24 protein-coding genes are annotated in these 23,222 nt (G+C 46.7%); 13 read left to right on the top strand and 11 right to left on the bottom strand.

The window, feature by feature from the left end:
- Positions 1-11 precede the first annotated feature (11 nt).
- The 6 genes from KDC22_RS17645 (at position 12) to KDC22_RS17670 (ending at position 7,007) form a co-directional block, all read left to right on the top strand.
- On the top strand, positions 12-1,739 hold the full coding sequence (locus KDC22_RS17645; RefSeq protein WP_246552724.1) for a YcdB/YcdC domain-containing protein: 1,728 nt from the start codon (positions 12-14) through the stop codon (positions 1,737-1,739).
- A gap of 220 nt (positions 1,740-1,959) precedes the next feature.
- Positions 1,960-3,084, top strand: a complete 1,125-nt coding sequence (locus KDC22_RS17650) for a dimethylarginine dimethylaminohydrolase family protein (protein WP_211719846.1) — start codon at positions 1,960-1,962, stop codon at positions 3,082-3,084.
- 26 nt (positions 3,085-3,110) lie between these two features.
- Positions 3,111-3,806 carry a response regulator transcription factor gene (locus KDC22_RS17655; RefSeq protein ID WP_173137087.1) on the top strand — a complete coding sequence of 232 codons (696 nt, stop codon included), beginning with the start codon at positions 3,111-3,113 and terminating at the stop codon, positions 3,804-3,806.
- Complete coding sequence (locus tag KDC22_RS17660) at positions 3,793-5,109, top strand: sensor histidine kinase (protein ID WP_211719847.1); 1,317 nt, start codon at positions 3,793-3,795, stop codon at positions 5,107-5,109. The genes KDC22_RS17655 and KDC22_RS17660 overlap by 14 nt, the downstream gene beginning before the upstream one ends.
- 135 nt (positions 5,110-5,244) lie before the next feature.
- On the top strand, positions 5,245-5,547 hold the full coding sequence (locus KDC22_RS17665) for an ArsR/SmtB family transcription factor (protein WP_211719848.1): 303 nt from the start codon (positions 5,245-5,247) through the stop codon (positions 5,545-5,547).
- Between the two features lie 263 nt (positions 5,548-5,810).
- Positions 5,811-7,007: an MFS transporter gene (locus tag KDC22_RS17670; RefSeq protein ID WP_211719849.1), complete on the top strand. Its 1,197-nt coding sequence runs from the start codon at positions 5,811-5,813 to the stop codon at positions 7,005-7,007.
- Positions 7,008-7,553: 546 nt separating this feature from the next.
- On the opposite strand, the gene KDC22_RS17675 is transcribed toward KDC22_RS17670, so the two are convergent.
- Complete coding sequence (locus KDC22_RS17675; RefSeq protein ID WP_211719850.1) at positions 7,554-8,090, bottom strand: GNAT family N-acetyltransferase; 537 nt, start codon at positions 8,088-8,090, stop codon at positions 7,554-7,556.
- 204 nt (positions 8,091-8,294) lie between these two features.
- Between KDC22_RS17675 and KDC22_RS17680 the strand changes: the two genes are divergently transcribed.
- The 3 genes from KDC22_RS17680 to KDC22_RS17690 all read left to right on the top strand — a co-directional run bounded on the left by KDC22_RS17680 (position 8,295) and on the right by KDC22_RS17690 (position 10,967).
- Positions 8,295-8,621, top strand: coding sequence for a PadR family transcriptional regulator (locus KDC22_RS17680; protein WP_211724090.1), 327 nt, complete (start codon positions 8,295-8,297; stop codon positions 8,619-8,621).
- Positions 8,622-9,221: a DUF1129 family protein gene (locus KDC22_RS17685; protein ID WP_211719851.1), complete on the top strand. Its 600-nt coding sequence runs from the start codon at positions 8,622-8,624 to the stop codon at positions 9,219-9,221. It abuts the gene before it with no gap.
- 126 nt (positions 9,222-9,347) lie between these two features.
- The gene (locus KDC22_RS17690) at positions 9,348-10,967 is read left to right on the top strand and encodes a M56 family metallopeptidase (protein WP_211719852.1); all 1,620 of its coding nucleotides are present in this window, start codon (positions 9,348-9,350) and stop codon (positions 10,965-10,967) included.
- Positions 10,968-10,972: 5 nt separating this feature from the next.
- Here KDC22_RS17690 and KDC22_RS17695 read toward each other — a convergent pair whose 3' ends face one another.
- From KDC22_RS17695 to KDC22_RS17710, 4 genes are all read right to left on the bottom strand, one after another.
- Complete coding sequence (locus KDC22_RS17695; RefSeq protein ID WP_211719853.1) at positions 10,973-12,358, bottom strand: MFS transporter; 1,386 nt, start codon at positions 12,356-12,358, stop codon at positions 10,973-10,975.
- Between the two features lie 121 nt (positions 12,359-12,479).
- Complete coding sequence (locus KDC22_RS17700; protein ID WP_211719854.1) at positions 12,480-12,905, bottom strand: MarR family winged helix-turn-helix transcriptional regulator; 426 nt, start codon at positions 12,903-12,905, stop codon at positions 12,480-12,482.
- Positions 12,906-13,039: 134 nt separating this feature from the next.
- Positions 13,040-13,513 (bottom strand): C40 family peptidase, encoded by a 474-nt coding sequence (locus KDC22_RS17705; protein WP_173137075.1) that lies wholly within the window; start codon positions 13,511-13,513, stop codon positions 13,040-13,042.
- A 124-nt stretch (positions 13,514-13,637) separates the two neighbouring features.
- The gene (locus tag KDC22_RS17710; RefSeq protein ID WP_211719855.1) at positions 13,638-15,416 is read right to left on the bottom strand and encodes a glycoside hydrolase family 2 protein; all 1,779 of its coding nucleotides are present in this window, start codon (positions 15,414-15,416) and stop codon (positions 13,638-13,640) included.
- Between the two features lie 165 nt (positions 15,417-15,581).
- On the opposite strand from KDC22_RS17710, the gene KDC22_RS17715 reads away from it, so the two are divergent.
- On the top strand, positions 15,582-16,367 hold the full coding sequence (locus tag KDC22_RS17715; RefSeq protein WP_211719856.1) for a helix-turn-helix domain-containing protein: 786 nt from the start codon (positions 15,582-15,584) through the stop codon (positions 16,365-16,367).
- Between the two features lie 36 nt (positions 16,368-16,403).
- On the opposite strand, the gene KDC22_RS17720 is transcribed toward KDC22_RS17715, so the two are convergent.
- On the bottom strand, positions 16,404-16,601 hold the full coding sequence (locus KDC22_RS17720) for a hypothetical protein (protein ID WP_211719857.1): 198 nt from the start codon (positions 16,599-16,601) through the stop codon (positions 16,404-16,406).
- 63 nt (positions 16,602-16,664) lie between these two features.
- Here KDC22_RS17720 and KDC22_RS17725 point away from each other — a divergent pair, with 63 nt between their 5' ends.
- On the top strand, positions 16,665-17,270 hold the full coding sequence (locus tag KDC22_RS17725) for a TetR/AcrR family transcriptional regulator (RefSeq protein WP_173137066.1): 606 nt from the start codon (positions 16,665-16,667) through the stop codon (positions 17,268-17,270).
- On the opposite strand, the gene KDC22_RS17730 is transcribed toward KDC22_RS17725, so the two are convergent.
- Entirely contained in the window at positions 17,267-18,229 is a 963-nt protein-coding gene (locus KDC22_RS17730; RefSeq protein WP_211719858.1) for an NADP-dependent oxidoreductase, read from the bottom strand. The two genes, KDC22_RS17725 and KDC22_RS17730, sit on opposite strands and share 4 nt — an antisense overlap.
- 206 nt (positions 18,230-18,435) lie before the next feature.
- On the opposite strand from KDC22_RS17730, the gene KDC22_RS17735 reads away from it, so the two are divergent.
- On the top strand, positions 18,436-18,795 hold the full coding sequence (locus tag KDC22_RS17735; RefSeq protein ID WP_173137062.1) for a ribosomal protein L7/L12: 360 nt from the start codon (positions 18,436-18,438) through the stop codon (positions 18,793-18,795).
- Between the two features lie 87 nt (positions 18,796-18,882).
- Here KDC22_RS17735 and KDC22_RS17740 read toward each other — a convergent pair whose 3' ends face one another.
- Genes KDC22_RS17740 through KDC22_RS17750 form a run of 3 tightly spaced genes read right to left on the bottom strand, consistent with a single transcriptional unit; the run spans position 18,883 to position 20,763 of the window.
- A complete protein-coding gene (locus KDC22_RS17740; protein ID WP_211719859.1) occupies positions 18,883-19,521 on the bottom strand; it encodes an ABC-2 transporter permease in 639 nt (212 codons plus the stop codon).
- The gene (locus KDC22_RS17745) at positions 19,514-20,386 is read right to left on the bottom strand and encodes an ABC transporter ATP-binding protein (RefSeq protein ID WP_211719860.1); all 873 of its coding nucleotides are present in this window, start codon (positions 20,384-20,386) and stop codon (positions 19,514-19,516) included. The genes KDC22_RS17740 and KDC22_RS17745 overlap by 8 nt, the downstream gene beginning before the upstream one ends.
- Positions 20,383-20,763 carry a GntR family transcriptional regulator gene (locus tag KDC22_RS17750; RefSeq protein ID WP_211719861.1) on the bottom strand — a complete coding sequence of 127 codons (381 nt, stop codon included), beginning with the start codon at positions 20,761-20,763 and terminating at the stop codon, positions 20,383-20,385. The genes KDC22_RS17745 and KDC22_RS17750 overlap by 4 nt, the downstream gene beginning before the upstream one ends.
- 160 nt (positions 20,764-20,923) lie before the next feature.
- Between KDC22_RS17750 and KDC22_RS17755 the strand changes: the two genes are divergently transcribed.
- Positions 20,924-22,375 (top strand): hypothetical protein, encoded by a 1,452-nt coding sequence (locus tag KDC22_RS17755; protein ID WP_211719862.1) that lies wholly within the window; start codon positions 20,924-20,926, stop codon positions 22,373-22,375.
- A 10-nt stretch (positions 22,376-22,385) separates the two neighbouring features.
- Here KDC22_RS17755 and KDC22_RS17760 read toward each other — a convergent pair whose 3' ends face one another.
- Positions 22,386-23,066, bottom strand: a complete 681-nt coding sequence (locus tag KDC22_RS17760; RefSeq protein ID WP_211719863.1) for a succinylglutamate desuccinylase/aspartoacylase family protein — start codon at positions 23,064-23,066, stop codon at positions 22,386-22,388.
- Positions 23,067-23,222 lie beyond the last annotated feature (156 nt).

Raw genomic sequence — 23,222 nt, forward strand, 5'->3', positions numbered from 1 at the left:
CGCTCAATCATTTGGAGAAATCCAAGCGTGTTCACCTGAGCGAAGACCCGCAGGCGCAAGAGCCATTGGTCGTTAATGATATCGATCAAACCCTGGATCTGGAGCGTGCATTGGCCAGTCTGAATCCGAAGCTGCGTCAGCTCCTGTTCTTAAAATATAAGAAGGACCTGACCCAGCAGCAAATCGCCCATCTCCTGGATATGCCATTAGGTACTGTAAAAACACAATTACGGAAGGGGCTGGAACATTTGCGCAACGAAATGGCTCAAGATTTTCTCGAACGAGACCTGAATACATTACGCCTGCAGTTAAGACAACAGGCAGAGCACCAGTTTGCCGTTTCACCGGATTATGATCTGATCGTCAATGACTATCAAGTGAACACCATGAGGGGAACAAGGAAGGGAGAAGCGGGATTCTTATGGGTTAAAACGGGGAGTGATGACGCCGTTTCTGCCACGCTCTCCAGGGACGGCAACTTGCTAGACTATGCCATTTCCTGGGCCTCATTGGACAACGAGACACGGATATCTGAGGAGGAGCTCAAACAGCAGGCAGAGCAATTCCTGGAAGATCATTATCCCGGCGCACTGCGTGATTTTCCGTATTGTGAGATGGAGTGGATGGAAGGGATGTTTGGGTACACACGACAGCAGAAGGCGATGGGGCTGCCGCTTCCTGAGACGGGATGCATGATCTTGGTTCACCCCAGCGGTCGCGTGGTCGGATTTAGGTACTACGGAACCGTTCCAGGGCCAGCACTCCCAACCATGATCACACCAGAAGAGGAACTGATGGCGTGTATGAAGGCGAATTTTTTGCTACATGTGGAATATTGCGTATTGGACAAAGCCGTGTACACGGATGGTGACGATCAGGTCCATCTTGTTTACGCCCCCCGAAGTAGAGGACTAATCTATACTGCATCATCACAGGAGGAAGTTCCGACAGCCTATAGGGCAGAAGTTGTCCCCTATGACCCAAGAACTCTGGACGAGTGGCCAGGTGAGTTCCCGCCCGCACGAAGCCTAGAAGAGTGGATTGGCGTAGTCAACGACCAATTTCAGTTAGTACAAGACGACAATATTGGCTCGAACACCAAGTTAATGGTGTGGAAGCAACAGAATGAAGAGCGTCCAGCCAAGAATGACCGGTCTTGGAAGACCTATTGGGCTGAGCAGATGGAGGGAGCGGTCAAGGCGCGAGTAGACAGTCAAACCGGACAACTGATTGACTTTGTTTCGCATGGTAAGCCAGATCAACTAGCTCCATTAACCTGGGATCGAGACGCATGTATAGAAGTAGCTATGGACTATGTCCGAGGACTATCAGCCGAAATGTTGCCATATCTCAAGCTTCTAACTGAAGAGACCGACGACGAAGCTCGTTTGGAAATCATTCGCTTTGGTGTATATGTTCAAGACGTACCTGTCAGGGATGAATGCTATCAACTAGCGGTTGACCGCTCTAATGGGAGGGTCAAAAGTTTGATGTCCCCCTCCATAAGGCCAGAACAGTTAAAGAAGCTGGAGACCGTGCCTTCATTTGATTCCCAGACAGCCATCCTCCGATGGACGGCACAGGCCAACCTGCGTCTGCAATGGGAACGGATGCACAATGCTAGGGCGGAAGAGGCCCAGTACGAACTAGTGTATCGAATGATTGGTAACGAGCACGAGAGGACGCCCGAAGTGCTTGATGCGCATACGGGGAAGTTATACGAAAATACTTTTTACTGACAAACTAACATATTCTATAAACGGCTTCAGAATGATAAGGTCAGGCTGGCGGTACAAAGTTTGCCTGAGCACCAGCGGGTCGCGGTCATTCTGAACTTTTTTTGTTAATATATCCGAATCCCACCCTGCTTAAATTAAAATAGTATGCCTTCATAAACTGTTAAGAATTGCTCTCCATAATTCAATCTGTAAGCAATAAAACAAATTGGAGGGCATTAATATGAAAAAAAAGAGTTGGAAGTGGGTTGGATCAACAGCATTATCAATTGTACTGGTAACTAGCATATTACCAGGGGCAGGGGCGACTGGTGTGTCTAAAGTTAATAAAGTTACGGAAGTGAATGGGACTGTGACTACAAAAAGCAAGAAAAACAATGTATATGTAGAGAGTGAATTCGCCACGCTAAAAAGAGTTGTATTGACACAATCTGAAGCTTTTATGCATTTCAATTTTGATGATTTTCCAGAAGGAGACATGCCTATGCCTGAAGGAGGCATGTCTATAATGAATACGGATCCGGCAGAGGCACAGAAAAAGTGGGAAAAAGAGCGAGAAGACCTTAAAAAGGTTCTTGAAAAATACGGGGTTGAGGTTCAACGTCCACGCCTTTTAACTGAAAAAGAAAAACAACTAGGAGCTGTGAAAGATGGCATTACAGGTGGCGAAGGAGTAACTAATTTCTTTGTTAGAGATCCATTCTTCACAATCGGAAATCATCTAATTGAAGGTTCATTTAAATCGGCTTACCGGAGACTTGAGGTTTTACCTGTTAGAAGTATACTGGATAAGGAAGCAGCCCAAAATAAAGTTCCGCATGTAGCTGTCCCACAACCAGACGTTTCTAAAGGAATCAACTCTGCTGCCGGTCCTTACCTTGAAGGTGGAGATATCCTCGTGTATGGAAAGACTGTATTCGTCGGTAATTCTGGTCTAGCTTCAAACAAAGCCGGTATTGATTGGCTCAGAAACTATTTGACACCATCAGGTTATAAGGTGGTTGAGGTGAAGCTAGAACCTGGCACATTGCACCTGGATTGTGCTATCAGTTTTGTAAGAGATGGATTAATGATTGTTAGCATGGATTCGTTAGCCAATGGGCTCCCGGAAGAACTTAAAAAGTGGGACAAAATCAAAGTGAGTTACAAGGATGCTCAGGATTTGGCAGTAAATGGATTGCCAATCAGTAGCAAAGTATATGTTACGGACATTGCATTCAAAAGCACAATTGGAAAAGAGCTTGAGATAAGAGGAATCAAAGTAGAATATATTGATTACAAAATTTCTCGTTCTTTCGGCGGAGCTTTCCGTTGCAGTACCCAGCCATTGCTTCGCACGGATAGCTAAAAGTTAAATCAAGTATGAGGTGAACTATGACAAGCCGGATTTTAGTGGTTGAAGATGATCAGGAAATTCGTGATCTGCTACGTATGTCTCTTGTCCGTGAAGGTTATGAAGTATCATCAGCTAAAGATGGAGAACAGGGAATTGAATTAGTAAATGAGTCATTGGATTTGGTGATTCTGGATATTATGATGCCTGGAATAAACGGACTGGAGACTTGTATACGAATCAGAGAACGATACAATGTTCCTATTCTTTTTCTAACTGCTAAATCCGGAACTTTGGACAAAACGGAAGGTTTGCTTGCTGGTGGAGATGATTACTTAACTAAACCTTTTTCTGAGCAGGAGCTTCTGGCAAGAGTTATTGCTTTGTTGCGTAGGTATACGATTTATCAAGATAAAAAGGATTATGGCGAAACATTTCTTATCGGAGGATGCTTAAAAGTAAGTGAACAATTTAACGATGTATGGAAAGGCAGTCAGAAGATTGAGCTTTCCGATCTGGAGTACGGTCTACTAAAACTGTTGATGACGAGGAGAAATAAAATTTTCTCTGCCCAAAATATTTATGAGAGTATCTGGAAGGAACCTTATTTCTACAGTTCAAATAATACGGTAGTAGTACACATCCGAAAATTACGATTGAAAATCGAAGAAGATCCAGCAAAACCAGCGTATATCTTAACGGAATGGGGAAGAGGTTACCGTTTTGGCCACTCATAAACTTACTATATCTAAAAAGTTGACAATTTTAATAATTATTGCTCTCACCATAAGTGTTCTTTGTTTTTTACTTTTGCAGTCCATAAGCAATCGGGTTATGGATCATTATTTTACTTCTGATGAGCGTTTAAAGTCCGAATCTCAAGTTTACGCCCAAAAATTTTCAGAATATGTTTCAGCAAACGATCTGTCAACGACAGATCGTATTGCGTTTTCAGACTGGATTAAAAGTCAGAAGAGTAATTTATTATTATACGTATTTCAGAACCAGGTGCTTCAATATGATTCCTTGTACCATGATGATGACGAAGGAGCATATGGAAGTCAGCCTGAAACTGATTATGATCGTCGGAACTCTTACCCAGTACAATTTAAGAATGGGACAGGTAACGTTTCAATCTATGGATTTTATTTTTCCCACTACTATAATGTGGCCTACATGCTTGAAATATTGCTGTCCGCAATGTTATTTATAACCATTGTTTTATTTGGAATACGTAGAGGGATCAAATATTTGCGCACAATTAATAATGAAATTCATATCCTTGAAGGCGGCTCATTAGACTATTCTATAACGGTTCGAGGGTATGATGAATTGGCGATGATTGCGGAAAGTATAGAGGAACTACGTAAAGCATTTTTAGGCAGGTTAGAAAGGATAGATAATTTGCAAAATGAGAGTAGAAATCTTGCAACCGAAATGTCTCACGATATGCGTACGCCATTGACATCTCTCATCATGTATTTAGAGTTTGCCCGTAATACCCCAGAAGATTTATGTGTAGAAACAAGGCATCAAATCGAGAGTGCGTATCAAAAGGCTCTCCAACTTAAGAACCGTACAGACGATCTGTTTTCATATTTTTTATTAGATAAAGAGCGGGAGGCAGACTTAGTAACCCTTTCAGTTCGGGAATCAATTCATGATATATTGTCAGATATTACAGCTGTACTTAGAGCGGAAGGATTTCAGGTGCTTGTAAATGCTTCCCCTACGGATGTCATAATTATTGTGGATATGGAAAATATCGGACGTGTATTTGATAATTTTCTGTCGAACATACTAAAATATGCAGATCGAGAACAAAAAATTAATTTATTTACTTATATAGAAGATAATCATTTTGTGATTTGTGTAGAAAACAAAATAAAAATAAATAATGAATCAGTAGAAAGTTATAAATTGGGTGAAAAAATCATAGAAAAAGTTATGCATCGGATGATAGGACAATTCTCTTCATTTGAAGATCAAGAGAATTACAAAATTATCCTTAAATTTAAAATAAGTCGGGCTTTTAAATAGCTGACTAAAATTGCATGTAACGTGTTTTCGTAGATTAGGAGAATCAAGCTTGTAAGAGGTGATGAGGATTACAGTTGGATCAAATTAGAAGAGTAAAAACTTGACACATCGATAATTCCCGATATTATAATACGTATGGAGCCAATTGAGATTTTTAAAGCACTGTCTAATTCGTCGAGATTGCAAATATTGTTCTGGTTGAAAGATCCTGAAACACATTTTATGCCCTATGAAGGGGTTGACATGAGGAAAGTGGGGGTATGTGTTACTCAAGTCATGGAAAAGCTGAAGATGACACAGTCTACAGCTTCCCAATATTTATCGATTCTCCAAAAAGCAGATCTGCTTACGGTAGAACGTATCGGCAAGTATACGTATTTCAAAAGAAACGAGGAAACGTTACGCGAAATTGGTGCATTTTTCAATAACGAAATCTAATGACAACACAAGCTGAATGCTCTCAAAAGAATTCAGTTTGTTTAAAATTAATAAATCGACATATTGTGGTATGTCGATTTTTAAATGCACAATTCATCGAGATTTCGTAATATGTCGATCTTATATGGGAGGTGAAATTGAAATGCCCGGGTTCATCAAGTCTACGATGCAATAGCAGAAGAATGGGGAAGGGGCGTCCTCGCAAGAAATGAAGACATATTTAAAGGATCATACAAATATTTAGTGGAGAGAGGAGCTATACCATGAAGTCTTACGCATGGAAAATTTATATGCTTACAGCCGCCAACTTCTTGGTCGGCACGTCCGAATATATCATTGCAGGAATATTAGATAAGGTTGCAGCGGATCTAGGAGTTTCCGTGTCCGCGGCTGGTCAGCTCATTACTGTATTTTCACTTGCATTTGCCATTGGGACTCCTATCCTAATGGCCATGACATCCGGAGTCGACCGGCGAAAGATGCTTCTCTATTCTCTTGGCATATTCGTTGTCGGCAACGCTGTTGCTTTTCTTTTGCCAGGCTTCTCCTTCCTGATGGTTTCCCGTGTCATATTGGCGCTCGGCACCGGCATATTCTTCGTTACCGCGATGACAGTAGCATCCAAGCTCGCGCCTTCTGAGAAGCAAGGAAGTGCTATTGCTACGATTGTGATGGGATTTTCAACTTCGTTAGTTGTCGGAGTTCCGTTAGGTAGAGTTGTCGCTTCCTTCTATGATTGGAAAGTGGTATTTGGCGGGATTGGCATCCTTGGACTATTCGCGATCCTAGCTGTATCTCTCTTGATTCCGAAATCGGAAGCTGAGGAGTCAATGCCGATTCGCCAACAGCTGTCCTTGCTGAAGGAGCCGAGAATTATCATGGCACTGATGATAACATTTTTCTTGCTCACCGGCTATTCCATTGCTTACACATACATTACGCCTTTTCTCCTTGACATTACGGGTATGAGTGAGCAAGGAGTCAGCATTGGATTACTTGCCTTTGGTATCGCCAGCTTGTTTGGCTCCAAATTCGGAGGCTACAGTTCAGATAAATGGGGTGTTTACCCTACGTTGTTTGGAGGCATGCTGGTTCAAGCAACAGCTCTTATACTCATCTTTATCGCAGGCCAATCCGCTGTTTTTATGCTTCCGCTCCTTGTGTTTTGGTCCTTTTCGGCCTGGACCTCGGGACCGACCCAGCAATTTAATCTGGTCCAGCAGGCCCCGGAGGCTGCAGGTGTAATGCTCAGCCTGAACAGCTCTATGCTGCAGCTGGCTATGGCTGCAGGCGCTGGCATAGGTGGAGTTGTCATAGAGCAGATCTCCCTCATATCTATTAGCTGGATCGGAGCGATAGGAGTGACAGTAGCCGCCGCAACAGCTGTCGTTTCATTGAGATTGTCGCGTTCAGAAGCAAGACGCAAGGCAGAAAGGAGCGTTGTATACAATCGGACTTAACATTTCCAGAACTCAAATATTGGAAACAATTTCAGTCACTGAGTAACGGAAATCGAATAGGGGGGTCTTATGAACAAAGCATTGCCGGAAGTCTAACTTTGCCGCAGTGACTGCTCTGATATACTATTCAAAATTGCTTTTAAATACCAAGAGGTTAAAGGAAAGCGCGCTGAAGGTTTAAACTTCAAGATGTATTATGAGAATACTCATATGTACCGGCACGAATATCCATGGATTACCCAAAAAAATTATGAATTGATTAATTACGTAAGTTCCTATATTAAGAAACATGATTATTAAAAACAACTTCCCTAAGGAGTTGTTTTTTTTGTGGCCAACAGGAGACCTGTCGGCAATGGGACCATGTTCTTGTCCACCGACAAACAAGCACAGCAGCACAGCTTAGAACAGGTCTTTATCACCAAGCCACTTCACAAGTACATATGTACAAAATACGGGTTTTGTGAAGAAGTATATAATAAATAATCCAACACGGTTCATTACACATTAATTTTGTTGTGTTATTACCCCCTGTGTAATTACCCATTAATCACTATAGCTTTCTCCATCAGCCGCTAATAACCTATCCTTTGTTTTAACATAATTCATTGTCTCAAGAGCTTCGATTCGTTCAACTGCATAGTTAACTGCCTTAGTGGCTATCATTGAACACTGAACAAGCTCAAATGCCGGATTGGTTATTATCGTCATAATCTCGTACAACGCTTGCTTATTTTCGAAATCACTTCGGACATCTAATCTCATAATTCCCGATCCATTGAAGTGATCATTTGAGATTCTTTTGAACAGCTCTATAGTTCCAATTACCTCGTTGCATATTTTATCAACAATTGAGAATCGTACATAACGTTTACATTCATATTCCCATATCCAAAATTTGATAAGTTCAACAATCTCCTCTTCTGATTGATAATAGAATATATTCCCATTACAATTATCGCTATTAAAAAACGGCAAAGCATTCTTGTCACTGTAAACTCTTAGCAGATCATTTGCATCGGCTTCTGAAACCAGACGAACCAGAAATTTCTCATTTTCTATAACCGGACATTGCTTCAACACTGTGTGCATACTCTTCCCTACTATGGCTAACTAAACCTGTAATTAGGAGCTAGTGCAAGTCCGCTTAAGTTGCATTACAAATAGGATTAAGATATACTCTAATCGCTACCTTGTTATGCAAGATAGCTATTTTTTCAATCCGGTACCTTGTTGTGCAAGATAGTCCAGAAATCTACGATTGGAGGATTGCCCGTGTTTACTCAAATGGTTCGAGGGGTGCTTGAGGGCTGTCTTCTTGCAGTTATTGGTGAAGAGGAAACCTACGGATACGAAATTATGGAGAAACTTGCTGATAGTGGCTTCGTGTTCGCCAGGGAAGGTAGTATTTACCCCCTCTTGCTTCGTCTGGAGAAGGAAGGAACTATCGCAAGTACACAACGCCCCTCTCCTTCGGGACCTAACCGTAAGTATTATCACCTAACCCTTACAGGGGAACAGCAGCTTCAATTATTCCGTGAAAATTGGAATGAACTAAGTCAATCGGTCAACAATATTATGGATAGGAATTACAGAAAAGAGGATGATGCCTAAATGTTGAATGAAAAAAATAAATTTCTCTTAAACGAAATGAGATTCTATATTCGGAGCCATTTTTCCGTATCCGATACAAAAGCAAGTGAGATCCTCATGGAACTCGAAGATCATTTATTAACGGCTCAGCAAGAGGGCAAATCGTTCGAACAAGTATTTGGTCAAGACCCTAAGTCCTTTTGTAATGAGATCATCCAGGAGCTTCCTGCAACATCGAAGTGGGAACAAATCAAAATCATTGCTCCCATCGTCCCTTTGCTTCTTATGTGGCGTTTTCTCTACGGTTTTAGCGGAGAACTCACCATTTCGCTATATGAGAATATCGTGTATCTGGTACTCTCACTAGCCTTGTCCTATGTTTTATTCATTATTCTTCGTGCCGGCTCTTTCTCTTCTAAGCGCAACTCTTTCTGGATGATGTACGGGCTGGGCACCTTCGTTTTGCTTGTATATGTCGGATTCTTCCTTCTGTCGGGTCGTATACTGCCTGCTAGCCCCTCTCTTGTTCTTCAAGATGGTGCTGCCTATATGACTGCTACGGTAAGTCTTGTTGTCATTCTCTATTCGTTATTTGGTTCACTGCTAAACAAGAAACGTTGACCGGCAATTTATATTAGAAAGGATGTTATTATCATATTCCCTAGTATCTTTGAAGCTATATTCTATCTATTAATGGGTTCTAGTATATATTTACTCGGTACCTTTACCGGAAAATGGAGTCGCTCTTTGGGTTATGGGAGTGAAATTGCCGGTGCTATTGCAGCCATTGGGTTCATCTTCTATCAGCATGGCTTTCCGGAAGGTTTCATCTATTTCTCGTTTGTTTCCGCCGGATACTTGGCTATCTCTCTTTTGATGGGTGGACAGGGAAAGTATGGAGAGTTACTGGAAGAAATCAGGAAACTGGAAGTAACGGAAATCGAAATTGTTCGAAATAGTCAACGGATATTCGCGGAATTGGGAATTTCAATCCTTGTATTTACGGGGGCCACCTTCTTTTTGATCTATGGACCAGAATATAGCTTACTGAAATACTTTATCGTATACGGGATGCTCATTGCTATTACCGAAATGATCAAACGTTTTGTCACCTATTTTACAACTCGTCTGTATTATTCTAAACAACAAGGCAACCTGTATATCCTGTCCCGCTTGGCCTCCAGAAAGTTCTCCATCCAGGATATACAGGAGACAACCATTGAATCAACGGTAGACCTGTTAAAACTTCATCCCTATCTTACCCTGTTCACATCAAATACCGACTTTACAACCAGCTTTAACAAAGTATTACGGCTTCTTTTACCAGGAGAGACCATCTATCTGACCATTCAAGAAACAGAACAATGGAAAGCTGTATTGGAGGCGGAAACGAAATCTGAAAGCACAATTGAAAATGAGGTTTTCGTTCTACCCTTCTATCATAAAAGGAATATCAAACGGCTTCTTGGCAAGTTCTATTTTGCAATAACAGTAAAGGGTGTATCTGCTTATACGGGTGTTTTATTGCTCTTGTACTACTTTAGAACTCCTGCGTGGCTGATGGTTATTATGGCGATTATGTATTGGTTATTCAATATCTATATCTCTGATCGTGTACTAAAGGTAGCCATGGATGCTAAGGCTGTAACCGATCCTAAAGTGATCTCAGCAGCTGACAAGATCTTTGCAAAAGCCGGTATTCCCAACGTGAAGGTTTATGAGACAGATTCCGCACAATACAATGGGCTGGCAACAGGTATGAATATTGGACGGTCGATGGTAACTTTAACAACCGCCACATTAAACCTGCCCATAGATGCCATTGAAGGGATATTAGCCCACGAAGCAGTTCATGTTAAGAAAAGAGATATCTTATACGGGCAACTGTATAGAGTTCTATTAATGTTAATTGTTGCTGGTGGTCTCTTATTGATCTTCAAACAAGTTTCTGATATTGAAGCTTTTGCTATTCCTTTATTTTTATTAGTTTGGCTGCTGATCATTCTATTTCCAGTATTTCAATCCTTTTGTTCTCAGTTGATGGAAGTAAGGGCAGATCATCTGGGCGCTTCATTTCTTGAAGGAGGAACGCTGCAAATGGCTGATAGCTTGGCGGCTCTCGCTACCTCCCAAGATGAAGCCATGCAAAAAACAGCTACGTACAGCATGAAAAAAGAGGATCTAAAAGAAGGAAGGTCATCCCTTGCCAGGTCGCCTTGGCTCTTAAGATTTATGGAATTTCAAATCATGGATCACCCGCCAATGTACTGGCGGGTAAATACATTAAGAGTTCACGGTAACCAATGGGGAAAGGAAATTCGCAGACGCTGGTGGAAGGACCGGTTTAAAGAATCTTTTACAAAGTGATGCTCTCACATATCCGCGGCCTTCGCCTGCTTAATGCGGAAGGAAAGCGTAAAGCTCACAAGAACGAATAACAATTGAAGTGACAAAGCCAATATAATCCCCGTCAACAGCCCCAAATTCAGGGATTGGCTAACAGCAATGAGGGCGCCGCCGATTCCGATGCTTAGTCCCGGACTAAAGGCGTCGGTAAACTGAAGGCTGGCGGCAATCTCCCCTTCTTCACCTGTCTTAGTATGCTGCAGGGCAATCGCTCCAGTCGTAGGATGTGCCAGACCGATGCCGAATCCGGTGAAGAGCTGTGAAATTACAGCAAATACAATTCCCCCTTCGGGGAGGCTAACCGCGAGGATGACTGCCGCAACTCCAATGACCATGAGTCCAATACCCACGGTTACCCGCTTCTTCCGGCCCGTCCCATGGTCTTTGGCATCTAACTTGGACTGAAGCCAGGCTGCCGCTGACCAGCTTAAGGCACCCGCAGCTACGATTAGTCCCGCCCGATCTGCAGGCAGCTTCTTCACATCTGTCAAAGCCAGGACGACATAGCTCTCGGTCGCGTTATAACTGGCCACAAAGAACCCTCTGGAAGCAATCGTAGCCGGAAGCCCTCTCCTGACACTTAAAGTACCCTCAGGCAGCAGCTTCCGCAAGGGCTGAATCATGATAATGAGTCCTGCTGCCGACAGCACCATTCCTTTCCAGTCGGTTATGAAGCCTAGCCCTGCCAGCAGCATTCCCGCTCCAATAGTCAGGAGTACGGCAAAACCTTCTTTTCGGCTTCCATTGGAAGGAGTGCTCTCTGTAACTGTGAATTTGCGGAACGCCGGAAGCGTCAGCATGACAGCCAAACCTATGAAGGGAAGCACAAGCCAAAAAACAACTCTCCAGGAGATATGCTCCGCTAGAAGCCCGGCAATATAAGGGCCGATTAATGCTGGCAGAATATATGCGCCGGAAAACAAAGCAAGTATTCTCGTTCTCAGCTTATCGGGATAACCCAAGGTAATGCTGTAATACACACATGTAATGATAGCCCCTCCGCCAAAACCTTGAAACACTCTCCCTATGAGCAGAGTAATCATATTCACGGAAGTGGCCGCAATCACGATGCCGATCACAAAAAAAAGTATGGATAGGCCAAACGAGGCAAATACGCCGTTTTTGTTGATCCGCGCCCCTATGATCATCGTGCCCAGGATTTGTGCCAACAGAAAAGAGCTGAATATCCAGCCGTACAAATGGAGCCCGTTTAATTTTTGAGCCAGGCTTGGAGCAATTGTAACCACAGCTAAACCTTCAAATGCAACGGTAGTTACAGCAAGAATAATTCCGATCGTCAAAGCTCTATACCTGGAGTCGAAAACCCCTGCTTCTTGTGATGATACTTCCATCCGGCAACTCTCCTTCTAAAAATAAGTTTTACAATTATAGTAGTCATAGCTATAGTTGCCACAGCAAGTATATAGCCGAAGAACTCTCTTCTTTTTGATTATAGAGAGTTTCTTCCTAAGGCTATAAATCTTTTACGTTATTGTAGATTACAGTAAGAACCCTTCTAAACGTGTCAACTTCCTCCTGGGATAACCCCTGGATAGTTTTGTTATAGGCATCCATGGAAGGGGCAAGAATGTCTTCTTTGATCTCCCTTCCTTTAGGAGTTAGATACACGCGCAACGATCTTCGGTCCGTCTCATGAACCACGCGATATATAAATTCCTTCTTCTCCAGCTTGAAAAGCATTCGTGCAACATTAGTCTGGTCCTTGTGCAGTCTCTCGGCAAGCTCTTTTTGCGTAATCCCTTCTTTCTCCCACAACACGATTAGTATCTCCCACTGATCTACTGTGATGTCGAACGGATTGACTACCTTTTGATAATAATTATTCAGTTTAAGTGCCGCACGCTGCACATTGACACCAATATATTGTTCTAACTCCAAGGTTGACCTCCTCTAACCTCTTATATAGTAGTCGTGATTATAGTTGCTACGACCATTATAATTACACTTCTTTGGCGTGTCAACTCACAAAATAAAACCTCTAGAAAGTCTAGAGGCTCTGTGTATCCCTATATTTAGTTGCCAGTCATCTTCAGATAACTAGTCTCTGAAGCGATTCTTCTGGCGGTAACATATTTGTCCTTGTAATAGCCTGAAGACAGCTTGGTGATGGTAACCCCGTTGCTGCTTGAGGAATGTGCAAATTTGTTGTCACCCACATAGATTCCTGCATGTGAGATTCCATTACCCCCGGTTTCGAAAAAGACCAGATCACCCGGCCGCAAATCGGACTTGGCTACATAATCGCCAGCAGATGCCTGGGACTTGGATGTTCTCGGAAGATCCAGATTGAACTTACCAAATATGTATAAAATAAATCCGGAACAGTCAAACCCTTCAGATACCCTGGTTCCTCCCCATTTATAAGGAGTTCCCATCACCTCACTAACCTCTTGGTCAAGCTTGGAGCGATCATCCGCAGATGCTCTTTCAGATCCTATGGAGAACAATAGTACAATACCCAGAAGCCATACGATACCTTTCTTCAAAAAGAACTCAGTCTCCTTTCTTGCCGGCTCATGCCGCCTGACAAATATTAATTTTTTGTAACTAATATGAATGATAGTGTAATATTCTTAGTCCGTCAACCCCTTCACTGATTTTTGAAAGAGTTTACATCCCACGCTTCAGGTTAATCTCCCGGATCTTCTCCAGCGGTACCTTCGGTTTGCGGTCTTCGCTCAGTAAGCCGTTTACCTCATCCTGGACATCCGTAATCTGTGTATAACAGTAACCGGAGATGAAGGGAATCTCCTGAATCGCACGGGTTAAGCTGCCGAACCGCTCCAGGAAAGCTTCCTCCGTATCCACCTGATCACCATAACCCCAGCCATGCCCGCTCTTAAAGGCAATCCCTCCATATTCGCTGATCATAACCGGTTGCCCCTTATAGCTGTAGCCTTCTGCAAAAGCAAACTTCCATTCATTATACGTGCCGCTGCCGCCCGTAATAGAGTCCTTATCCTTGTACTTAGTGTATAACGCTTCGCCCCGCTCCACATAATCATGCAGGGTCAGAATGTCAGACACGGTATGCTCCCAGCCGTCATTCGTAATTACCGGACGATAGGGATCAATAGATTTAGTCAAATGATAGATACCTTCCGTGAATTTCTGCTGCCGGATATCATGAAGAATATTCTGTACACCCCAGGATTCGTTAAAAGGCACCCAGGTGATGATACAGGGATGATTGTACTGCTGCTGCACGACCTCCAGCCACTCCTTGGTGAAACGTTCCATAGCCTCGTCGTTAAATTCATAAGCCGCCGCCATTTCAGACCAGACCAATAGCCCCTTAACATCGCACCAGTACAGGAAGCGGGCGTCCTCCACCTTCATATGCTTACGCAGGCCGTTGTAGCCCATCTCCAACATCGCTTCAATATCTTCCACCAGTGCTTCTTCAGACGGAGGAGTCAGATGAGTGTCAGGCCAGTAGCCCTGGTCCAGAATCAATCGCTGGTACAACGGGATATTGTTCAGGAGAATCTGTCCGTCCCGGATCGAAATGTTGCGCATGCCAAAATAAGAGCCCACCCGGTCCATCTCCTGTTCGCCTGCATACAGCACAAACTCTACGTCGAACAGGTTCGGATGGCCCGGTGACCACAGGTTCTGCAGCCAAGGTCCGTTGATGCCGCCCGTCACGCTGGTTTCCACTGTGAGCGAAGGTCTATCTATAGAAAGGCTAAAGCTGGTTACCCGCTCGCCCTTAAATGTAATTTCAGTCTCCAGCCGGAGATCAGCGGGATCTGTCAGACCGTGCACGCTGTAATCGAAGCGGATCATCTGGCGGTTAATGTCCGGGGTCATTTTGACCTTATCCAGCCGGAGGGCATGGACATGCTCCAGCCAGACGCTTTTCCAGATACCTGTTGTCTGCACATAGAACGAATCATGGTTCCGGCCGGCCCAGCGCTGCTTCCCCCGGGGCTGCAGACAGCTGTCGCTGTCTATCACCATTAGCACAATCTCGTTCTCGATGTCCGCTCTCAAGAGATCGGTAATATCGCAAGAGAACCGGGTATATGCCCCTTCATGCTCCCCCGCGAAGCCGCCGTTCACCCAGCAGACCGCCTGATAATCCACGCCTTCAAAATGAAGTATAGTCCGCTTCCCTTCCGCTGCCGGTGACAGGCTCAGCTTCCTGCGGTACCAGATCTGCGGATGGAAGGTCTCCTCACCGATGCCGCTTGCCGCTGTTTCATAGGTGAAGGGAACATTAATCTTGTGTGTGGCCGGAAAATGGTCCATCCAGCGTTCAGCCACGCCTGCCTTGTCATCATCGAAGCTGAAATCCCATTCGCCGTTCAGATCCAGCCACTGGCTGCGGACAAATTGGGGTCTCGGGTAGCCCGGAATATAGAATTTCGTCGTCGCTCTAGTCATCTTGGGAATCCTCTCTCTCGTAACTGAAGTATTCTCTATATTTACTATCACAGAGTACTCCCTTGCTCCAAGAAAGAAAATGATTTATCCTATCTATTGACTGACCTATTCTCTAATCCAAAGGCGGAAATAATTGTGATATCCCTGAAGCGGTGCGGCTCTAATGTGATTCATCCGGAGGGCATGACAATTGACCGCCCGGAAGGCTCCGGCGATTACGTCTTCGTATTCTTTCGGAGCAGAATGGAATTGAGGATTCAAGCACTGACGTTGTTAGCTGAACCGAATACTTTTATTATCTATAACAGGACCAGCCCGTATTCCTACAAGGACGCCGAAGCTCCGCTGGTACATGACTGGTTCCATTTCGAGCTGGAGGCTGCGGATGAGTTCTTCGGCCGGTTGAAGCTTCCTCTGGATACCTTAATGAAGGCCCGTGACCCTCTCTATATCTCCCGCAAAGTAAATGAGCTGCATTGGGAGAATCTGCAGAACGGCACCTTCCGTCATGAAATTATAGACTCCATCATCCGTTGCCTGTTCATGAAGCTTAGCGATATCAGGCATCATGTGGAATCCCGCCAGCAGATCAGCAAATACTATGATGACTTCCTGAACCTGAGAAATGAAGTGCTCAGCTCTCCCTCAACCTGGTATTCTGTCGAAGACCTGGCCGAGCGAATGAACATGAGCAAGTCCTATTTCCAGCAGATCTACAAGCAGTTCTTCGGGCTGCCGGTGGTGAACGATATCATCCGTAACCGGCTGGGGTATGCCTCTTATCTGCTGAAGAACACGACGCACTCGATCAGCCAGATTGCCGCCACCTGCGGCTATGAGAATGATGTACACTTTATGCGGCAATTCAAGAGATTCGCGGGGCAGACTCCAAGTGAATATCGAGGAAGGCCCCAGAGCGAACCAAAAAGCGGATATCCCGGAACCCTATAAACCGTTCGGGACAGCCGCTAATTTGGGAGAAGCTCATCAAAAGATCCACATGATCACAACAATGAAAATGGCAATAACCGCGACTGCGATAACCAAATCGGATATCTGCTGCCAGAAACCCGGAGGTCCTTCGGCATGAAGCTTCTGCGCATTGACGTCATGGTTGGCCTTGTGCCCGCCGGGATCATTCGATTGGATGGGGGGTGGTCCACCGCTATTAGAGAATTCAGACATCAGATCGCCTCCCTTTTCCACCATTATACACCATAAATTACTAACGGAAGAGGCGAAAGCAGCATGACCGGTAAAATACACGAGATGATAACAGCGGGAACCAGGGCTTTAATCGAAGAGAACTTTCTCCAGCTGATGGAGCAAGAGGGCTTCCATAAGGTGAGTGTACGCAATCTGGCGCAAAGGACACATATTAACCGGGGAACCTTCTATCTGCATTTTACAGATAAATATGATCTGCTGGAACAGTTGCAGAGCGAGATTCTGACCGGCCTGGAGCAGATTATGGTTGTGAGAATCGTACATGCCGAGATGTTAGAGCACTATCTGAATTCAGCCCCTTACCCGCCGCTGGTGCACATCTTCGAATACCTGCAGCAGCATGGACAACGGATCGGATTATTCCTCGGGGCTAAAGGAGAGGCGGGATTCCCGGGGCAATTCAAGGAGGTCATCAGACGCAGCTTCTACCGGAAGCTGGAGGTCAACGGTGTATTTGCAGAGCATCCCGAGATTCCGCCAGAGTATCTCGCTGCGCATTCCGCCTCGATATTTCTCGGGATTACGGAAGAATGGCTGCGCAGCGGGATGCCTTATACACCGGATGAGCTGTCTGTCATCTATATCCGGATCTTATTTATGCAACCAGAGCTGGTAAGAAGGAGTTAGACGGTAATCAGCACCTTGCCGCGAATCTTGCCGGCCTCGCTCATCGCGTGTGCTGAGGCCAGCTCGGCAAGCGGCAGCCTTGCGGTAATCTGGAGCTTAAGCTTGCCTTCATCCACCAGAGCCGCCATCCGGGTCATCTGCTCACGATCCGCATGACCGTAAATTTGATGGGTTCTTACGCCAAGCTGCGCTGCCAGCTGCTCGTCTGCCGGATTGACCGCAGAGACTAGTGCACCTCCCTCCTTCAAGAGCGGCAGCCATTTATTCAGCTCCTCCGTATTCTCCGGGGACAGATTCAGGATCAGATCCACCTTCGTATTCAGCTTATCCGTTACGCTCTCCCGGGTATAGTCGATGATCTCGTCAATCCCCAATTCCTGCAGCATCGGTATACTGGCCGCAGAGGAAGTGCCGATTACATACGCACCATGAAGCTTGGCCAGCTGCACTGCATAGGAACCCACTCCGCCTGCGGCTCCGGCAATCAGCACACGCCCGCCTGCGGGCAGGCTGCCATGTTCAAATAATCCCTGCCATGCGGTTAACACCCCTACCGGGAGAGCGGCTGCATCCGCCAGCTCCAGTGAAGCCGGTGCCAGAGCCGCATACTGCGCCTTGGTGACCACATATTCGGCAGCACCGCCGTCTTGCGACATATCCAGAGCCGCATACACCTTGTCGCCTGCTTGAAATTCCGTAACCGCTTCGCCCGTTCTTTCCACAATTCCCGAGACCTCAATGCCCGGAATATAGGGGAAATGATGCGGGAAGAAGGCTTGCAGATAGCCCATGCGGATTTTGACATCTACCGGATTGAAGCCGCTTGCGGCCACCTTAATCAGAATCTCATCGGCCGCTGGAGCAGGAATAGGCGCCTCCTCATAGCGTAGTTCCCCGATTCCTCCAAATTGATGTATCCGAATGGCCTTCATAGATGTGTTCTGTGTGTTCTGGTTCATTTCCATCTCTCCTCCAGGTGGTGTGAGAACTAGCGTCCCCGTCTGTACAACGCGTGGGCTGTTCTATGTAACCCATTGTAGGGTTCCGGCCTTGGGGATACAATCAACAATGGGGTCTGAAGTGTTCATTCTTCTCCCTGGCGGGTAGTAGTGTATAGTAGCACCGGACCTTCGCAGATTACCTGTTCATGAAAGGAGCAAACCCTATGGATAATATGGAGACGATGGATCTCATTGCTATTCTGGCCCTGGTGCTTGCGTTATTGCTCATGTTAAGTGTGTTTAGCCTGAAGCGGCGTGTACATGAGCTGGAATCCCGGCTGGCCCAAAGAGACACTTACGGAGGACCGTCCGTTCAGGCCAGCAGCAGAACAACCGATATTCCGACCCCCATGTTTGTACAGAACCCGGAGATTGCCCCGGATCTGGAGCGGAGAATCCGTCTGCTGATTGCCGAAGGCAAGAAGATTCAGGCGATTAAGGTGATGCGTGAAGCGCGGAATCTGTCTCTGAAGGATGCCAAGGACTTCGTAGAGTCTCTGGAGCAAGGCGGAACGTTCCGCTGAATGGAGAGACAAGCAAATGACCTCAGGCTTCCACGGGGATGTGGGCGCTGAGGTCATTTTTGTGCTCCGGCCTGTTCAGAGTAACGGCTATATATCCTTTTTCACAAAAATCCGCAATGAGAGCAAATAAGAGCCGTAGATGATAACGAGATAGGCTAGAATAACAATGCCCACCAGCAGAACATTGTCAAATTTGCCGGTCTTCATCCATAACGCAAGATCTGGATAACGTTCACTCAAGCTTGTTAATGCTGAGAAATTAAGCATAACCAGCAGCATAAATACCATGTTCACTATTTGCATTCCTTTTTGGCCAAGCCAGTAATATACCGGCAAATAGAAGGAAGCAATCAGCGGAAATATAGCAGTCGTTAGACCCAGCTCTCTCCAGCGCAGCGGAGCATCCAGCTTCCCTATCTTAAAAGCAAACACGTAGAGCACCAGGGTACAAATAAGGCTGAACAGCGAGAACGGAATAAGCATCAGGTATTTAGCCAGGATCAGCCGCTGCCGGGGTACCGGAAGAGTGACCAGAAACTTCTGATTATGATGCTGCATATCAATCGTGCAGGAATTAATCAGCAGCAGTAACGCCGGGAACAAGGAGAATACCGTATAAGCTTCCGCATTTAAATATCCCATAAGCAAGTAATAAGGAACCATTAGGAGTAAGAATTTCCGGGTAAGCATGAAGTCCTTGCGGATCAGATGCAGGGAGCTATACATGTGCTTCACTTCCTTTTACCGTATAGTACATAATCTCTTCCAGCGTAGGCGTCTCGCAGATGGCGGTATCCTTGAAATACCGTTCGCCCTCCGCACGGTTGCTGATCAGACCCTCGAACCCCAGCCCATTCTCACGGATACCGACGAACCACCGCCGCACATCACGGTCCAGCAGCTCCTTCCCGCCTTTGATCAAGAGGTACTGCTCCCCCAGACTCTCCTTCATCTCATTGAAAATAATCTTGCCGTCATTAATAAACACAATGTAATCGGCAATCCGGTCGAGGTCTGTGGTGTTATGGGTAGAGAACAGAATCGACTTCTTCTCATCCTGGATATGCTCACTGAGCAGCTCCAGCATCTCTCTGCGGAATACCGGATCAAGGCCCGAGGTAGGCTCATCCATAATCAGCAGATCGGCTCCATGGGACAGGGCGATGGCGAGCGAGAATTTGATTTTCATCCCCTTGGACAGCTCCTTGATCTTCTTGCCGGGCGGAAGCTTGAACAGCTCCTGGAACTTCATATATGTATCCTGATCCCAGCGGGGATAGAACGGGGCGATGATAGTTCTCATCTGCTTGACGGTCAGGTGCTCGTAATAGATACTCTCATCCGAGACGTAGCCGATACGCTCCTTAATGGCCGCCGCCTGAGAGAGCTGGTTATTCTGGCCGAACATCGAGATGCTGCCTTGATCGGGGTAGACCATGCCCATCATCATTTTGATCAGCGTAGTCTTGCCTGCGCCGTTCGGGCCGATCAGCCCTGTAATGAAGCCCTCCTTGATAGACAAGGAGATATCCCGCAGCTCAAACCGGTCGTAACTCTTGGTCAAATGGTCTAACTGGATTACATCGCTCATTCCTGTTCCTCCTCATAGAGCAGCTTCAGCATCTCCGCCAGCTCGGCGTACTCCATGCCCAGCAGTCTGCTCTCGTCAATGATGTCCTTCAGCTTCCCCTCTACAATCCTTAGCCGCTGTTCCCGGATATATTCCTGATCGGCCCCCGAGACAAAGGATCCCTTGCCGACAACAGAGTTGATCAGGCCCTCCCGCTCCAGCTCCTCGTAAGCCCGCTTCGTGGTAATGACACTGATCTGCAGCTCCTTGGCCAATAAGCGGATGGACGGCAGCGGCGTACCCGAGACCAGCTCCCCTTGCAGAATCATCTGGCGGACCTGTCCTACAATCTGGGCGTAGATCGGTTCACCGGACGTACTGGATATCAAAATATTCATGTAGCAGCATCAGCGTCCTTTGTGTTTGTTGTGACTAGTGTATATATGTAATATATACACTATACGCAGTTGTGTCAATACCTGATTTGCGGTACGGCTAGAGCAACGTATTGATCTGTCTACTTATGGGAAGTGGTGATGATACGGAAGGAGTGTTACGATGTTAAACAAAAAAGCCGCATACCCGCTCGCTGGCGGGCTGCTGGCAACCGCTGCTATCCTGCTCATGCGGCCTGATTATTCATATAATGACCCGGATACCTTCTGGCATCTGGAGGTCGGGCGTTATATGCTGGAACACGGGAAGATCCTCTATCATGCGATTCATACCTTTTATGATGACCGGCTCCCTTATATCCCGCATGAAGCCGGGTTTCAGCTCCTGCTGGCCCCGCTGTATCAATGGCTCGGCTGGCCGGGGCTCTATCTGCTGACTGCGCTCTGCCTGTTCGCCCTGATCATGGGGCTGCTGCGGCTTGGACAAGTCTCCCGCAGAGAGCTGGGCCTTGAAGAGGGGCATGTGCTGCTGCTCCCATTCGTCCTGCTGATCTCCTGCTGGATCTACTATAACTATTTCAAGGGACGGCCGCAGATCATGTCTTCTCCGCTCATCGTCTGGTTCTTCATCGCCTTACGGGAATACCAGCTGAAGCCACAGGCCGGATATGCGGCTGCAATGGTTGCCTTCTCCTGGGCCGTTGCCAGTGTGCACACCGGTGTATGGCTGGTGATTGCCGTCTTCACCGGCATGGCTGCCCTGGAGTCGCTGCTTGCACGCCAGCTTGACTGGAAGCGAACCGCCGTCTTCCTGCTTGTGCTGCTGGCAGGTCTGCCGAATCCGGGGGGTCTGAAGGGACTGCTGTTCATCTTCACGGTGACGCAGAGCCACTTCAATCTGCTGATTAATGAATGGCAGCCTCTATCCTTCAGCCGGCTTGATCAGCTGCCCATCCTGCTCCTGCTGCTCTTCTTCGCGGTGACGCTGCCCTTCTCCCTCCACCGGAAGCCGTTCCGTTTCTTCGTGATGACCGGCATCCTCTATCTCGGGGTAATGAATTTCAAGCAGAATCTGTTCATGTGGCTGTTCATTCCTTATTTCGCCGCCGTCTTCCTGGAAGCCGTGCCGCTTCCCGCCCGCTTCAGACGGCAGATGGGCAACAAGGCCATTGCGCTTGGACTCGCAGCCGGGCTGCTGATCAACACGGGACCTATCTTCGCAGCGCCGCCGCAGTTAGTCCGTGCAGATTATCCGGTAGAGGAGATGAACTATGTACTGGAGCATACACCTGCCGGTACCCGGCCTAAGGTGCTGTCCAGCTATGGATCTTCGGGATATGTGATGTTTCGCGGCGGGGATGTGCTCTGTGACGGACGCCAGGACCCTTTTATCACCAAGGCTTCGGTTGGAGTCATGGGCTGGACTGCGTTTGAACGCTCCATGTACGGATTCTCCGAGTATTTGCCAGATATTGTAAATATGGACCATCCGGATGTTGTGATCGTGCGGAATGGCAGCTCCGGGAGGCTGTATCACGGCTGGGTGCAGGCCTTCGGCACTCCTGTCTATAAAGGGTCCTACGGAAGTGTATTTCAGATTCGCAGCGAATCCTGAGCGCCTGACCTCAGCTAATCATTCCTGCCGCCCGCAGGAAATGGCAGACAATCTCGCTCTGCAGCCTTACCCTTAAGGCATAATCCAGGCTCCAGCAGGTTTCTACGGTCACCGCTCTTGCGCCGAGCAGACGCTGAAAGGCCATCCGGGAAGTTCCGGCACGTTCCCTGTACCTCATGTTGAAGCGGTACGCTTGTTTGGGAATGTTCAGATTCATCCGCTTCACAATTTGCTTCGCCACACCTTCCGCCCGGCTGGCCGGGCTGATGAGCAGGCTCTGGCCCACCCGCTTCGGATTCAGCTGGGACAGCCCGTTCGCTTCATGCAGATCCAGAGCCCAGGACGGCTTGTAGCGCAAGGCAAGCTGCCATACGGCTGCAGACAGCGGATGTTTGGCCACTGCACCGGGTCTCCGGGGAAAGGTACGGTTCAGATCGGGCTTCCCGCGGACCCCCTTACGCCGTGCGTTCTGGTTCACGAGCGGGACGATGATCAGCCTCCCTGCGCGCAGAGCCATATCACCCCGGCTGAACCGGCTGGCGATCCCCTGGGCAGCACGGCTGCTCGCCGGTTCATTCCCATGAACGCCGGAGATGATCATAAATACAGGACCGGGGAGTCCGCTGCTTACCACATAATAAGGTGTGGCATAGGGAGTCCCTGCTGCCAGCATATGCTTCTCGACAGACATTTACGTTTCACCTCCGCCCTCACTGATACCGCACTCATCACTCTACCCAAACCGGAAGAACCATGAAATACGGCGATGCATATTGCATCATTCTGTAATGTATGCGGATTACCTTCAGGGGATTGGACGAATAGGAAGCACCCCAAGCTGAAAACG

Origin of the sequence: Paenibacillus tritici (assembly GCF_018207515.1) — a bacterium.
In the GTDB taxonomy this organism is placed as follows: domain Bacteria; phylum Bacillota; class Bacilli; order Paenibacillales; family Paenibacillaceae; genus Paenibacillus_AQ; species Paenibacillus_AQ tritici.